This is a genomic window from Methanosarcina acetivorans C2A (assembly GCF_000007345.1).
Lineage (GTDB): Archaea > Halobacteriota > Methanosarcinia > Methanosarcinales > Methanosarcinaceae > Methanosarcina > Methanosarcina acetivorans.
This window is the reverse complement of sequence record NC_003552.1, coordinates 2,377,477-2,393,012: the sequence shown is the minus strand read 5'-3', so window position 1 is coordinate 2,393,012 and position 15,536 is coordinate 2,377,477. Positions and strand designations below refer to the sequence as shown.

General features: G+C 37.0%; 10 protein-coding genes and 2 CRISPR repeat arrays. Of the genes, 1 reads left to right on the top strand and 9 read right to left on the bottom strand.

Going from position 1 to position 15,536, the window contains the following annotated elements:
- Positions 1 to 25 precede the first annotated feature (25 nt).
- From MA_RS24520 to cas10, 6 genes are read right to left on the bottom strand one after another with little or no spacing between them, the layout of a single operon-like run.
- On the bottom strand, positions 26 to 3,262 hold the full coding sequence (locus MA_RS24520; protein WP_011021932.1) for a tetratricopeptide repeat protein: 3,237 nt from the start codon (positions 3,260 to 3,262) through the stop codon (positions 26 to 28).
- Positions 3,263 to 3,287: 25 nt separating this feature from the next.
- Positions 3,288 to 4,460 (bottom strand): type III-A CRISPR-associated RAMP protein Csm5, encoded by a 1,173-nt coding sequence (csm5, locus tag MA_RS10080; RefSeq protein WP_011021931.1) that lies wholly within the window; start codon positions 4,458 to 4,460, stop codon positions 3,288 to 3,290.
- Positions 4,457 to 5,530, bottom strand: coding sequence for a type III-A CRISPR-associated RAMP protein Csm4 (csm4, locus tag MA_RS10075; RefSeq protein ID WP_011021930.1), 1,074 nt, complete (start codon positions 5,528 to 5,530; stop codon positions 4,457 to 4,459). The genes csm5 and csm4 overlap by 4 nt, the downstream gene beginning before the upstream one ends.
- Positions 5,523 to 6,299 carry a type III-A CRISPR-associated RAMP protein Csm3 gene (csm3, locus tag MA_RS10070; RefSeq protein ID WP_011021929.1) on the bottom strand — a complete coding sequence of 259 codons (777 nt, stop codon included), beginning with the start codon at positions 6,297 to 6,299 and terminating at the stop codon, positions 5,523 to 5,525. Before csm3 ends, csm4 begins: the two co-directional genes overlap by 8 nt.
- Positions 6,300 to 6,800 carry a type III-A CRISPR-associated protein Csm2 gene (csm2, locus tag MA_RS10065; RefSeq protein WP_011021928.1) on the bottom strand — a complete coding sequence of 167 codons (501 nt, stop codon included), beginning with the start codon at positions 6,798 to 6,800 and terminating at the stop codon, positions 6,300 to 6,302. It lies immediately after the preceding gene.
- Positions 6,797 to 8,716 carry a type III-A CRISPR-associated protein Cas10/Csm1 gene (gene cas10, locus MA_RS10060; protein WP_011021927.1) on the bottom strand — a complete coding sequence of 640 codons (1,920 nt, stop codon included), beginning with the start codon at positions 8,714 to 8,716 and terminating at the stop codon, positions 6,797 to 6,799. Before cas10 ends, csm2 begins: the two co-directional genes overlap by 4 nt.
- Between cas10 and MA_RS10055 the strand changes: the two genes are divergently transcribed.
- A complete protein-coding gene (locus MA_RS10055; RefSeq protein ID WP_011021141.1) occupies positions 8,682 to 9,599 on the top strand; it encodes an IS481-like element ISMac4 family transposase in 918 nt (305 codons plus the stop codon). The genes cas10 and MA_RS10055 overlap by 35 nt on opposite strands.
- 41 nt (positions 9,600 to 9,640) lie before the next feature.
- Here the strand turns inward: MA_RS10055 and MA_RS10050 are convergent, their stop codons facing one another.
- The 3 genes from MA_RS10050 to MA_RS10040 form a co-directional block, all read right to left on the bottom strand.
- A complete protein-coding gene (locus MA_RS10050) occupies positions 9,641 to 10,342 on the bottom strand; it encodes an HD domain-containing protein (protein WP_048065263.1) in 702 nt (233 codons plus the stop codon).
- A 619-nt stretch (positions 10,343 to 10,961) separates the two neighbouring features.
- Positions 10,962 to 11,633, bottom strand: a complete 672-nt coding sequence (locus MA_RS10045; RefSeq protein WP_048065262.1) for a CRISPR-associated endonuclease Cas6 — start codon at positions 11,631 to 11,633, stop codon at positions 10,962 to 10,964.
- 181 nt (positions 11,634 to 11,814) lie between these two features.
- Positions 11,815 to 13,758: a CRISPR direct-repeat array (repeat unit 37 nt; unit sequence GTTTCAATCCTTGTTTTAGTGGATCTTGCTCGCGAAT).
- Positions 13,759 to 13,854: 96 nt separating this feature from the next.
- Positions 13,855 to 14,329: a CRISPR direct-repeat array (repeat unit 37 nt; unit sequence GTTTCAATCCTTGTTTTAGTGGATCTTGCTCGCGAAT).
- A 280-nt stretch (positions 14,330 to 14,609) separates the two neighbouring features.
- Entirely contained in the window at positions 14,610 to 15,122 is a 513-nt protein-coding gene (locus tag MA_RS10040) for a metal-binding protein (RefSeq protein WP_048065261.1), read from the bottom strand.
- Between the last annotated feature and the right edge of the window lie 414 nt (positions 15,123 to 15,536).

The window sequence follows — 15,536 nt, the reverse complement described above, 5'->3', positions numbered from 1 at the left end:
GTTTGATCTTCCTTAAATTGTATTTTCACCCAATCAAGGTTTTTCCTTCGAGACTTTTTCCTTCAAGGTTTACTACTTTTATGTGTTTAACAGGGAGCGGCGTCACATCTAGATTCATAGGTGTGGGAGTTGAGAAAAACTTATAAACAAGATTGAAATCTGCGATAATTACTCCTTCCACTCCTTCATTTAATTCACATAGCTTAAAAGTTCTATCATCTTTTTTCTTGAATCCTTTGCTTACTAGTCCTGGGAAATAGCTGTCTTTCATTCTCCCGAAAATGGCTGTTCCACCATATTTTGCTGTGTTTGAAATTATAACATATGAAAGACTGTTTTCGACATGGTCGTGAGCAAGTTGATGGAACCTTCCGTTGGCAGAATTAAATGAAGGAACAAATAGAATATCAATATCCGATCTTTTCTTAAAATCCGAGCAGAAATTGCCAAAATCCCTGCAAATTAGCACTGCAAATTTTCCAAAAGGAGTTTCATGGTAGATGTTGATATTCTTTCCCGGCACCATACCAAGGCCACATACACTGGAATCTTCAAATTCCGAAGGCGTTATTTTGAATTGTGGAGGTAGCAGGTTCTGATCAACCTGCCCTTTGTTTGATGAATCCATAACTTCGTTTGATGAATCCATAACAACCATGCAGACATTATGTCCCTTTTGATCGTAATAACTACCAGCGATGATTATCAATTCTGGATAGCGTTTTTTGATTTCAGAAAGCCAATCCTCGCAAATGCACAACTCAGATAAACATACGATATCAACTTTTTCTTTGGTAGCTATATCAAGGACCTTAAAGACCTTATCTCGGGTCGCCTCTTTATCTATTATTTCCGGCGGAAATGATTCCGACAGTTCAAAATTGATTTGAGCCGTTCCTATTCTTACAATTTCCTTCTTCTCTATATGGAGATATCTATATAATTCCTGATATATATGTTTACATAGAAGTCTCACTTCATTGTCGACAACATATTCAATCGACATGTTTAATTTTTCCACCGGATCTCGCATGGTCTTATTGCTAGAGTTTATCAATATTGAAACGTTTTTGTAAACAGATATTATTTCATCGTCTATTTTGTTTTGGAGTTCATCAATAAATCTCAAAAAATCTTCCTTATTTTCATCAATATGGTTACAGCTAAGATATCTTTTATTAGAAATAAAATTTTCAACCTTAATATACCCTTTATACATAAGATAATATTTCTCTGCATCCTGATTTGTATCTTTTATCTTTTCAAATATCTTAACTGCCCTTTCAATCAAGTGAATATCTGGAGGCTCTGAGTTAATTGCTTCACTTATCAGTTTTTGCCCCTGAAATATCAATTTTTTTCTCTGAAAACTATCTATTTCAAATGACAATAATTTCTCAAGATCTTCGTATTTTACTTCGTCTCTAAATTGTTCTAACTCTTTTATAGCTTCATCGCATTTTTCAATTCTTAACTCATGTTTCTTTTGCATTTCAATATGAAGAGACGAAAAGCTAATCTGAGAGCGTATTTTGGCATTTAACACGAATTTTATTTCATCTTCAAAATCATTCTTAATGAAATGGTTTTGATATTGTTGGCAAGTATGAATTATTTTCTTGAAATGATTCATTTTTGTAAAAGTATCTGGTTCGGTCTCTGTATAATCAAAATATAACTGAATTACATTTAAAACATCTTTTAATACAAATGAACGATAATGTTTATTTTGTAGGTCTTTTTTATGAATAATAAATTTTTTACCTTGAAAAATCAACTTTTTTATCTGAAAACAATATATTGCAGATGACGACAGTTTTTCAAGCTCTACATCTTTTATTTCGTCTTTAATTTTTTTTATTTTTTTAATAGCTTCATCACACTTTTCAGCACTTAACTCGTGTTTTTTTTGCATTTCAATATCAAGAAAAGAAAATTTTATTTGAGAGCGTATTTTGAATTCTAACATTTTTTTTCTTTCATCTTCAGAATCACTTTTAATAAAAAGATCCTGATATTGTTCGCACATATGAATGACTTCCCCGAAAAACATCATTTTCGTCTGATTATTTATTTCATTCTCTGCACAATAAAAATACGATTCAATTAGTTTAAATTCGTTTTTTAATACGGACGAATGATATTGTTTAATTTCAGGATACCTTTCAATAAATTGAATGTGGACTTTAAGCGCACGTTCATACCTATTCGTTGCTTCATCAATTGAACCCAATTCGGACAACAAATTTCCAAGATTATAATAAGCAGAACCAGTAAGTGCTTGATACTCTTCGTTTTCGGGATGTATTTCAAGCAGATTTTCATGAATTTGAAGTGATTCTTCATATCTTTGCTTTGCTTCTTCAATTAAGCCCAATTCAGACAACACATATCCAAGATTATAGTAGGCAGAACCAATGAGAGAGAGATACTCTTCGTTTTCAGGATACTTGTTAAGTAAATCTTGAAGAATTTGAATTTCTCTTTCATATATTTTCTTTGCTTTTTCTATTAATTTCACGTTTATAAGGAAAATCCCAAAATCTTCAAGAGTTACACTTATTTGTGCTTTTAGAAAAGAATTTTCTGGGTTTTCTTCAAATTGATTTTCACAAAGTTTCAATTTGAGATTCATTATATCATAATGAATCTTTTGTAAATCTACACACTTGTCACTCTTCTTGGTATCTTCGAGTAAATTAAGTGCCTTCTTGTAATTTTCGTTATCAATCTCAATTTTAGCGGAACTAAGTTGATTCTGGATTTTGTATTCTATGATTTCTTCTGTATCTTGAGATTTGTATAAAAGCATTACCTTCTCATTAAACTTGAAAATTGATTCAAAAAGTGAGTGAGGAGTGCCACCAGTGGTAGATACAAAAACTTGATTTATGTCGGAAGGAATTTTCTTAATTTCACTGTGATAAGTAATTAACATTTCAATATAATCGGAAGGATTCTGAGATACTTCATTTATGCTTATGCATTGTTCATCAATGCCATATCTGCTACTCAGGATTTTTTTTACAATAGATGCAGTACAAATAGAATCCTTTGGATAAGGTGTGATTTGCTTTGTGACAAAGAGTAGAATTTTTTCCAGATTGAATGATTCCTTAATTTTTTCAATAAAAGGATCCAGATTCTCACATATTTTTCTTATTTCCTCGAATACGTGTTCACCGGAGGTATTAAATAATTGAGTATCCTTTTGCCCAAGATCTCTAACTCCAATGTTTGTAATCAGGATTGCCGTTTGCATGATTCAACCCTCGAATCACTCAACATCAACTGCTTTCGAATTCTAACTTAACCCAGCCGAGAGGTTTGCCTTCAAGAGTTACACGCTTTGTTTTTGGGAAATTTATTGAAAACTTATTTGTACCAGGTTTCTTTCCGAGACCAAAACTATTTCTAATGGTAGTATTTTCAAGTTTCCAGTTTTTCGGATTTCCTACTAAACAAGTGGAAAATCCCGGAAGAGTTTCTATGATTAAACCAATTGTTGTGCTGTACCAGCCGCCCCCCCAGCCAATATGTAGGATAGCTTCATTTCCATTACAGCTTAGAACTTTATTCCATAAACTGTCGAATTCTTCGGCCGCCTCATCACAATTGTAATTCTCCCACAGATATTCCAGATGCTTTTCGATTACTTTTTTTGAAAACTCATTGCAGGCCTTGCAAATCGCCTGAACATTCATGTATCTGACACATGGGTGGTTTTTAAATTTAGGTTCATTCTGGTCCTGTGTAATCAAATAATTGTCAAAAGCAACGTCAAAAGAGAGTTCTGTGCCGGTCTTCAAATTTTCAACATAGACAGGAATTTCTTGAGAGTTGCCGACAATTTTGATTTCAGAAACCTCTAAACGACTCTTACTAACCAGATTCGTATCTGAAGGTTTCAACACGCGAAGTATATCCGATCGAGGATCTTTACCAAAGATTACTTCTGAAATGTTCTCATCAAGCATTTTTAAGTCACGAGCAGCAATTCTAGATTTATCCAGCCATTTTTGTAGACCATTCTGGACAATTTCCATTCCATCAGGTCTTTCATTCAGACAGTTCCACATGAGAGCCGTCCTGATAGATCCTTTGATTGAAGATCCGGGTAAATAAGGCCCCCCGCATTTTACGAATTCCTTGATCGCAAACTCTGATTCACGGTTTCGCTTACCAATAATTGCAGAAACAGCATAGGAGGTAAAAGTATTGGGATCGATCTGTTTTGCATCCATAAACTTGCTGATAGAGAAATCGCTACCAGTGTAATATCTGGGATTTTTCATCTCTTGGTTAAGGTTAATTCTTTTCTCTATGCAATAGTCAATGAATTTTTCGAAATCAATGAACCTGATTTCATCTTTCTTTTCGTTCAGATAAAAATCAACCATTTTCAACTCGTTTCCATTACCGATGTGCAGGGGGGACAAGAGTTCTATCTTGCATTTCATGTGTTTTCACCGCCACTGATGCTAATCGGGATCGAGTAGGCTAACCCATAGTGGTACAGTTTTTCGAGTCCGTCCAAGTTCGTAGCATCCTTGATCAGTTTGCCCTTGGGCGCTTTTTCGAATATAGATCCTTCTTTTATGAAGAGTCTCTGAGGTTTATGAAAGGAACTTTTGGAACCGTATGGATAGGCATAGCCCCCCCTTAAAGAAAAACCCCATCTTGCTCTTTCAGATGAAAATAGACCGCTTTCATTCTCGTTTTCATCGTCTTTTGGATAGAAAAGAGATAATAGGAGGTAAGTTTTTGAATCTGGCACCTTCAGTTCAATGTTTTTTACTTCCATGGAAAAGTTTCCATATCCCCAGGTGCGTTTACCTCCGATTCCATCATGTTGTAACAAGCGTAATGCTGAAATAACCTTTTTTTCACAATCTTCGTCATCACAGTCAAGTATAAACCAAATCCCCGAATCTTCATTGAAACGAATTGAGCCAAGAAAGTAGATGCTGGATTCAGCATTTTCCCTACTAACAGAAACTTTGGGGAGAAGGAGATCTTTCTTGAATTCAGAAAATATATCCCCACGTACGGCTGTGTTCTTATTATCCTTAATTTCATTGATATCTGTTTTAGACAATTCTTCCGAATCTTCTGATTTTGTAGTCTTACTCTCTGTGATCGCATTGAGATCTTTTTTAAACAAGCGCTCTTCAGCAATCCATTTTTCAAAAAATTTCTGCGTCAGATATGTTGTTTTTTTCAGTTTTTTGGAGTAATCTTGAAGAAGGTTTTCCTCAATATTGGCCTGATTCATGGGTTTCGGGAAATAGAGAGTTTCTTTGATAAAAGGAAAACCTGAAGATATCCTGAAAGGCACATTTTCGGAGAAATTTTGGAGAAACTTTGTCACCCATTCTCTTCCATAGAGCTTTGCAAGGGAATTACAGATCGCGTTGAATATGGTATCCGAATGCAATACAAGACTGTTTTCTTCAAGTCCTATTCCAACTTCTCCAATATGCAAAGGAGAAGTGAAATCAAGCTTGACAATCTTGACAGTTTTAATCATTTTTTCCCCCTTTGAAGGCCGTTACGATATCTTCCACTGAGTCTCTATCTTTCAGAATGTAACTTTCATCTCCAGAAACGTAATATTCTCTTGGATATCCAGTATAAGTAACCCTTTCAAACTTTACCTTTCCATAACCTCTTGAGCCGTGCCCTCCAAGAGCATCCTGTTCGAGTAACTTCAAAGCCATCTGTATTCTTGTGATGTCTTCCTCAAGTTCAGTCTCTTCCTCAGCGTCGTAAACGAGTTCAAATTTGAATTTCGCTCCGGCTGGAATCCTTTCGATCTGTCTGGGATTTGCCGCCGAACTGATCCGATCGATGCTGTTTTCAAACTTCCATTCGGTGTAAGGGAGGCCGGTATCAATATCAAACAATTCTTTATCATTTGACAGGTGCATGTCCCGAACAATTAAACGACTGGGGATATGCTTTTGCTCTTCATTCTTGTCTTTTTTGCTGCTCCCGAAGAGCCTACAGATTTCACAGTGTTCATCAGTGCATACATGTATATTGATATCGGGATTATGACTTATTGCAAATAGCTCTTTTTCCAGAGATTTTTCTGATAGGCTTCTAAGTTTTCCTTTCAATGAACTACCAGGGATGTAGGGAAAATCTGTCATGGGATCCCTAATTACGGGACTGTCGATGCCTCCGATCTTTACAGTCTCTTTAGAGGCTCCGATATGCATACCTGTAACTACTTTCATCTCACCTGTGATCAGTATTTTCCCAATAAATTTGAGTTTCATAGTCTCTTCACTCATTTAATCGCGACCCCCTGCAAGTTTATGATATACTATTACACCTTCAAGCAGTGTTACCACAGAATCAAAATGTTCTGTCAAATCCGTATTTTCTGGAAATCTTTCCCTATCGAGAAGAGAATCAAGGAGGTCAGTCAACCTTTTAATATTATAATTGCGAGCTGTTACGTATGCAAGGTTCAGTTTTAACTTTGAAATATGTGTAGTTTTGAGACCTGATTTTTTTGTTTTCTCTTTTACTATCTGGAAACCATTTAGCAATCTGCGTAACTGAGTGGAAGTAACTTTATCTTTAACGAGTTTAATGCCCATTATACAGGAAGCATTCAAGATTTTGGATTTGTCGATATCCGAGCCTGATTTTAACGGTAATATATACTCCTTCTCTTCCATTTCGTACCACTTATTTAATTTCCATTGGTCGAAATTATTTATCTCATTACATAACTCAATCAGTTTGCCCTCATGCAATAAGTTTGAAAGATCCTGTTCTTTTATCATGAGTTCACCTTTCTTCCCAGTAGATCTAAAATATTCAGAGCTAAATCAATATCATAAATAGGGCTCACTTTGTCAGAATAAACAGAATAGAAATATTTCCTTAGTTCTTCATGTCGATTATTATCAAGGAGATTCTTCATGTCTTTATTTTGAGATACAAAATAGTGCAACTGGATCACCCAGTTGGCTTTTTCAGGATATTTGCAGTATTCTTCTCTCGCTGCAAGTAATTTCCTTACCATGGATTTTGAGGCATTTCCTTTATCATTCATGATGTACCAGAAAATGGGCTTGAAATCAGCAAACAGTTTTCTTGCATCTCTCCAGCTTATGGAGTCTTCCAACCCTGCATCTTTTATCCCTTCAAACTTTCTGGAAATTTGCTCTTTCCCAGCACCCCTGTCAAGAAGATAGATCCTGTCCTTTCCATCCTCTTTGGAACATTCTTCTTTATTTCCGCAAACTCTGGCAATCTGGTACAGCGGATGTTTACTGCCGAATATCGAAAATCCAGCTGATATCGTAACATGTGGATTCTCAGCCACATATTTGCGGAACAATTCTTCGATATCAAAGCATAGTTCAAAAACGTCATCCCATGCACCGAGGATAAAAAGGTCATCTCCACCTGCATAGACAATACTAAAATTTCGAGAATGTCTTCTCTCCTTCACTAGCTTTGGAGAATTACTTTGCCAGTTACAGACGTTCAGCACTTTTTCTTCTTTAAACTCTCCAAGCAGGTTCAGATAACCTTTGAAAAAATAATTCATCATTCTCGAAAGACTGGATATTCTTGTGACGTTTCGCTGATCTTCGGGGAGCCCATATGTGAAAATTTTCCCGAGATTGTCAACGTCCATTCGGACAGCACCGAGTTTCTTGGATCCGTTTGATTTCTCTGCAAGTTCCTCTAAGCTGAAGATTTCCCTTTCACTTTTCCTATAATCAGGCTTAGCGCAGTAAATGGCAATTGGAATGGAGGATATGCGAATATCGAAAATCAATTTTTTGCTTTTTATGAGACCTATTACTTCGTCTGTATCAAAGCTATTTATGGCATATATTGCGGAAGGACTTCTATCCATTCCCAATTTTCCTTTTTCCACAAGTTTCAGTTTGCTGAAAGGTACCGAAAACCCGTAACCTTGGTCTTCTTTTATGATATAGAATGAGTTCCCGAATCTGGCCAGCTCCCTACCAACTTCCATCTGTTCGTGGCAAAGGGGACAGAACATAACTCCCTCTTCATCATCAACTGGCTCCAGATCTTCTGATGGTACTATTTTCCTGCACGCGTCACAAGGATCACCGTAATCTCCAAGTTCCAGAATTTTTGAAGGGTTCTTTTCGAGTACTGACTTATATTTTTGGGCCTTTTTCAGCGAGTTTTCTTGGTTGACATCCATCCATATATGGCTAAAATTAACAAACTTGTCCCCTGAAAACGAAAGCCAAGAAAGGGCAAGGTAAAGGCTGCTGCTTAACCGTTTCTTGATCAACCAACATTCAAGGTCTGCTTTTAGTTCTTTCATTATATCGTCAGTTTCTTTGGTGCAGGGTGCGAGGATGAAAAAGTTCCCACCTCCGGAATAAACTATGTTTGCCTTCGGAAGCCCGAGCCTTTCAACGATCTCATGCACGATGTCCTCGCAGAACATCTCCAGGTAGAAGGACCGCCCCCTAAGAAGCTTCAGTGCCCCTTTTGAGGAAATGTGGTATATGAAATCCTGGATTCCCGAAACATCCCCACCGATGAGCAGGTATTTTTTAGAATCTCGATCCTTAATTTTCTCTTCTATGTTTTCATCCAGTTCCCTTTCATGTTTTATCCCGAAATTATTTCGCGCTAAATATGTCGGTTGTAATCCCTTATCTTTTGTGAAACTTAATGGAAAAAAGATACGTTGGATCATTGCTCAAAAATCGAAGGGTGAATCTACCTCGACGATAGCTGAGATCCAGGGGATCTCAGCCCGTCGAGTTCAGCAGATCTACAAAGAATACGTTGAAACTGGTCAGCTTCCTCAAGTTGGCATTAATCTTGGAAGACCAAAGAACCCCTTATCCTCCTCTGATAAGGAATTGATTGACCAAACTTACTCTGATTATAAGTTTGGAGCCTGTTACCTTGAGATTCTCATCGAAGGCAAATATAATCGTAAGATATCTCATAACAGAATCCATAACTATCTACTTAGCATGGACCTTGCCAAGGAAAACCGAAAAAAGAAACAGAGAAGAAAATGGTGTAGATACGAACGCGAACACAGCATGTCTGCTGCACACATCGATTGGCATGAGAATCCCCTGTTAGGACTGCAAGTCTGTGCCATTCTTGATGATTCATCAAGAATGATAATTGCAGGTGGAGAGTACGTTCATTGCAACACGGAGAACACCATTAAAGTGATTGATGAACTTGTTAAAGAGTACTGGGACATATACCCTTTAAGAGAGCTCATTATGGATCATGGAAGTGAATTCGGAGCTCACAGGATTAATAAGGATGGTTCATGGGATAGTGACTTTAAAAGATGCATTGAAGAACTTGGAATCAAACCAATACTTGCAAGGGTAAGACATCCTCAGACAAACGGAAAAATAGAGAAATGGTTCGATACATATCAAAGGTTTAGAGGAGAGTTTGAATCATTTGAAGAATTCGTACAGTGGTATAACAAGAGGCCTCATGGAGCTTTGAAACTTGAACAGTTAGAATCGCCACAGGAAGCATTCTGGAATAGATTACCAGTTGAGGCAAAGTTCAGAATAGGAGTGAGATTGTTTGGGTGGTGAAAACATGGACAAGAGGAAAAAAGTTTCAAAGCGAAATTATTTCAGGACAAAACATCCAGTTCCCTTTCATGAAACTTATAAATACAGGAAGCGATCGCACAGGCGGTCTTGAGATGGTCAAAAAGAGAAATATCTTCATTAGCCCCCCTTCCTGCGGGAATAAATGCTGTATTTTCCTCAAGGAACATTAGCAGAAGATCCTCATTGATCTGGTTAATTCCAGGGCCAGAGAGTTTTCCAAAAAAATCGTTAAAAGATTCATATATCCTGCTGCAACCCTCTTTTGCAAGATCTGGGTTATCTGCTCCTAAACAAGGATACATAAAAACGCCGGGGTTTAGCTTTTTTGGCTCATAGAATTTCGGTTTAAAATCCTCAACATTATCCCTTATTTTTGAAATCCCTGAAAAAACAGACTTCAATAGATGTTTTCTACTATCATTTTCTTCGGCATTGGCCTCATCCCCAAGAGATAAACGCGAAGCTTCACTAACCATAAACAACAAGTTTTTTTCTTTCTGACTCAGCCCATCCTCCTTAATTTCATCAATTGATAGAGCATGGTGATATTTGGCAAACAGTGAAAATAATTCAGTACTTGCAAATGAGCTGAGAAACTCAAATCCCCTCTCAGAATGCCCTTTCTCCTCACCATCGAGACCTGGGACAACATGGCCTACGTCGTGTAATAAAGCCCCTACTTTTAAAAAATGATAATCGTTATCGGCATCACTTTCAGACATTAACAAGTTATTTATTTGTGAAATATATAAACATTACTAAATATTTCTAGAAATCTGTTTGTATATTTCCTAAAAAATATTAAATGAAATGTCAACTTTCCGGATAATTAGGTTAAGATTTTCAATCCTTATATTTCAGGATTCTGTTTTGCAACCATAATAGACGACAAATGTGTATGGTTGGGACTGAAAATTTTCAATCCTTGTTTTGGTGGAACCTGTTTTGCAATAGGGTCACAAAAAGCCCTATTATGCTTTTGTTTTCAAAATAGAGCAATTTTTTGATACATATTTTTTAGCGTTTTCCGCTGATCTCCCTGTTACAATAGGGTATATAAAGATCAGCAGCATATTAATTTTTCGAAAATGAACTAACTGATGTTGATATTATATTTTTAGAACGTACATGGTGGTACATTGGGGTAAATTTCTTTAAGAACTTGGGGTAGATCAGCGGGAAAAAACTATTTCTTTTTATTTGCATTCAAGCCGACTGATCATTAGGGTAGAATTGTAGCCTAAACACCACCTAAGCTTGGTTTTCTTTTAACTTATTCTAAGTTTAATCCAAGTAATATTTGATATATGTAACGTAATTTGAAAAAGAGAACGAATGATTTTAGTTATCTCGGTATACACGGATCTCTTGGACGGTACCTTTACCCATAGCAGCTGATTTTCCAATTCCCATGTATTTGGGGATGCAAAAATTTGCCATGAAGCCCCCATAAAAGGAGAGAAAGTTTACGTCTTTATATTCGCTTCTAGTTATTTTTACGTCAAGGTCGCATTTGATCAGATCAGGAACGGTGTAGTTGAGACCTTTTGACATGGAAAGAAGGTTGCCTGTGAGGATCCTACGGAGCATTTCTTTTTGCTCTTCCATGGTTTTGAGCTGCAGGAACTTTTCATGGTTTTCCTGTTTAATCGGCAACCATGGAGTGAGGAATTCATAGAAATGAATCTTGTCCGAAAGCCCGAATTCCTGTTTTTTGATTGTCATGGATCTCTGGATAATCTCGTATTCAGTATCTCCAAGCTTTACAATGTCAAAGTCATCAAAAATCTCCTTCAGGACATCAATTCCTTCGTTGATACCCAGAATTAGAGGCCTGTTTCTGATAACCTTGTACTGGATTGTAGGGTATCTGTACACAAGCTTGTCTGTTATGTGGTTGTGGAGCTGGACGTATTCATTGAATTTTGTTGCAAAAAAACCGCGGGTGCAGAGGATATTTTCTTTAAACTCTTTTGTGGACCTGAAGGTCATCTCGAGGGTCTTTAGTTTCATATTAACCAGCAAAAAATCAGCTTAAAAGTTATTATATAAATTAAAAAAGAAATTACCGGTTAAAAAGCTTTTGAAATTGATCCTTATTTCCATGAATGATTTTCAAGCCTTTTAGTTTCAATCCTTATTTTGCTGGAAGCTGTTTTGCAACAGGAAAAATGTCGTAAGGAAAGGGAGGATTGTTTCAATCCTCGTTTTAGTGGATCTTGCTCGCGAATTGGATACAGAATGAACGTGAAAAACTTGCTGTAAAGAGTTTCAATCCTTGTTTTAGTGGATCTTGCTCGCGAATTGTAGAGGTCAGGATTCATGATTTCCCTCAATTACAGTTTCAATCCTTGTTTTAGTGGATCTTGCTCGCGAATTCGGTGAGGCTTGACAACTGTCAAAATATTAATGTCCATCAGTTTCAATCCTTGTTTTAGTGGATCTTGCTCGCGAATTTATCATTCTCTGCTAATATCCCTACCATGTAAGGTTTCAATCCTTGTTTTAGTGGATCTTGCTCGCGAATGGGAAGAAGTTCATTCTGAATACCCATTCAATCTTTGTTTCAATCCTTGTTTTAGTGGATCTTGCTCGCGAATTATGAAGCGTGCAGAGTTGTTACAGGATCCTAAAAGTTTCAATCCTTGTTTTAGTGGATCTTGCTCGCGAATGCAGATTTGTGCCTTACCATCCTCTCAAAATCTAAATGTTTCAATCCTTGTTTTAGTGGATCTTGCTCGCGAATTAATAATGAGGATTGCGGAACATTACAGCAATTTTGTTTCAATCCTTGTTTTAGTGGATCTTGCTCGCGAATCTTATCATATTTCGTGATTTGCGTCGAAATATAAGTTTCAATCCTTGTTTTAGTGGATCTTGCTCGCGAATGGTGTCCGTAGTAATTCCTGTAGCCTCCAAAAAGAGTTTCAATCCTTGTTTTAGTGGATCTTGCTCGCGAATTTACTGGTGAGACCGTGATAAAATACAAAAACATTGGTTTCAATCCTTGTTTTAGTGGATCTTGCTCGCGAATACTTCGACACATTCAATGGTGCCGTCTGGAATCTTTGTTTCAATCCTTGTTTTAGTGGATCTTGCTCGCGAATTTTTTTCACATCAATTATAGCCCCTGTAACACCAGATAGTTTCAATCCTTGTTTTAGTGGATCTTGCTCGCGAATCCTGACTGATGAGGTTATAGAAGCCAGGAACGCATATGTTTCAATCCTTGTTTTAGTGGATCTTGCTCGCGAATTCACGTAGTGGCTTTGAAATTTGAACAGTTGGGTAGTTTCAATCCTTGTTTTAGTGGATCTTGCTCGCGAATTTCTATACGTAGTTCATTAAGCTCTTCTTTTAGAGTGTTTCAATCCTTGTTTTAGTGGATCTTGCTCGCGAATAGTTCCAGAAGACCAGCTAAAAAAGCAGTTGGAGGAATGTTTCAATCCTTGTTTTAGTGGATCTTGCTCGCGAATCTGATACTGGTAACATTGTACTAATTACCAACAAGGGTTTCAATCCTTGTTTTAGTGGATCTTGCTCGCGAATAAAGTGGATCACATACACAGGAAAAGACGCTTATATGTTTCAATCCTTGTTTTAGTGGATCTTGCTCGCGAATACGCTGAATTCGGGATTACCGGGAAAGCCTTCAGGTTTCAATCCTTGTTTTAGTGGATCTTGCTCGCGAATACTTTCTGTACAAAGTGTTTTTCATAGCCCTGTTGTAAGTTTCAATCCTTGTTTTAGTGGATCTTGCTCGCGAATACCGTATTTCGGCGATATCATCCCAACCTGAGAGATGTTTCAATCCTTGTTTTAGTGGATCTTGCTCGCGAATATTCGAACCCGGGAACCAGGCTCAAAAAGAGCTTGATTAGTTTCAATCCTTGTTTTAGTGGATCTTGCTCGCGAATGTATCACGTTAAGAAATGCTGTGATCAAATCGAGGAGTTTCAATCCTTGTTTTAGTGGATCTTGCTCGCGAATTAGTCATCGGTTACCATTACACGGTTTCCAGTTCCGGAGTTTCAATCCTTGTTTTAGTGGATCTTGCTCGCGAATATATACGCTTCGTGGTTTGGATCTACTTCAAGCTTGGTTTCAATCCTTGTTTTAGTGCCTATCCGAAAAGTCGGTAATGCGATCGAAAAGTTACAGCAGGTCTATAATAGTAGGGCATCTTCTTCGGTTTTGTATATTGCTAATGGTAAGTTACAGTAGGTCACAACACTTTTCGGATAGGCTCTTAGTGGATCTTGCTCGCGAATAAAAATATGGTTTGAAAACAGAAGACAAACGGCTGGGTTTCAATCCTTGTTTTAGTGGATCTTGCTCGCGAATAAAACATATCAATTTTATTTATATTGCTCAATTTTGTTTCAATCCTTGTTTTAGTGGATCTTGCTCGCGAATAAGGATTTCAAGTCGTACGCAACAGGCCCCGAAGGAGGTTTCAATCCTTGTTTTAGTGGATCTTGCTCGCGAATACTCAAAAATCTACAACAACTGGATATGTTGCCGGGGTTTCAATCCTTGTTTTAGTGGATCTTGCTCGCGAATTTGATAGTACATTCCTTTAGGCAAAATAAGATCTTTGTTTCAATCCTTGTTTTAGTGGATCTTGCTCGCGAATCCTGATACACATAATAAGGAGAGAAGCAATGGTTTGGTTTCAATCCTTGTTTTAGTGGATCTTGCTCGCGAATAGGGCAAAAATTTCCGTTATTACGCCAGAAAAGGCCTAAAATCACCTCTTTTTTGGGACCTGAATTCTTGCTGGAAAATTATCAAACCCTTTATAAATACAAGAAAAACTTCTTAAACGCAGATATTCGGGGAAAGCAATCAATGTATTTACTAGGAGTTAAGATGTTTTCATATATATTTCTTGACTTTTTCCGCTGATCTCCCTGTTACATTAGAGTACATAAAGATCAGCGGCAGATAATTCATTGAAAATGAATTGACAGCTGGTTTATTCTGTTTTTACGACCTGCTGGTGTGAACACTTTTCAGTTTCTTTTTTATTCTCGTGGATTTTGTTTTTACTTTGGTGTATATCATATCCGACACTATATGTGCTTCAATAGAGACAACAATTCCGGCTAATAATGAAATCAAATATCTTGTCGGGATTTGAGTTATGTCGAGGTCGAAAAACTTGACAACAGGCGCTATGATGAATAAACTTACAGTTGAAATGATTATGATGGGGCCTGATAACGGATGGTGAAGTTTTCCACGGTGCTTGAATATTTTTTGATAAGGCCACCAGATGTATTTGAGGATTCCCCACCTTTTGAAGGGTTCGCTTTTGGTATCAAGGTCGGGACTGAGATAATATGTTCCGAATAGGAGTGCAAACGAAAATATTGCAATAGTGTCAAATTCAAGATATTCCAGCGGAATATGCGATTTTATATAGTGCGTATGTAAACCTAGCAATATACCAAACAGCAATATGATGTTTATTTTTGTGTGAGTTTTTCCATTGGGCATTCTGAACACCGTTTTTAAACCGGAGAGTATCTATCTGACTCGAAACCTCTTCTCATCTATCCGATACGCATACTTTCTTAATTTTTATACAAACATTTATATAATTTCTTTAATTAGACGGTAATAGTTAATAATTCATTTGGCCGGTTATCGATAGACTTTGAATAAAATGTATTCAAGTTTCAGTCCGTGTCCAGTAAATCTTGCTACGAATTTGCAAACTCTGTCTCTGGTATAGCCAGAGTGCGTACTATGGAATCCCTATGCTGTGAAATGAAAGGATATCTTATATCCGATACCTGGACTTTGAAAAAAAGAATAAGGAAGCTAAAATTGGTAAAAGGTTAGAAAAAGGAAAAGGAAAAGGAAAACAGAAAAGAAAAAGGAAAAAGGAATTATGGGCGATTACGGGGC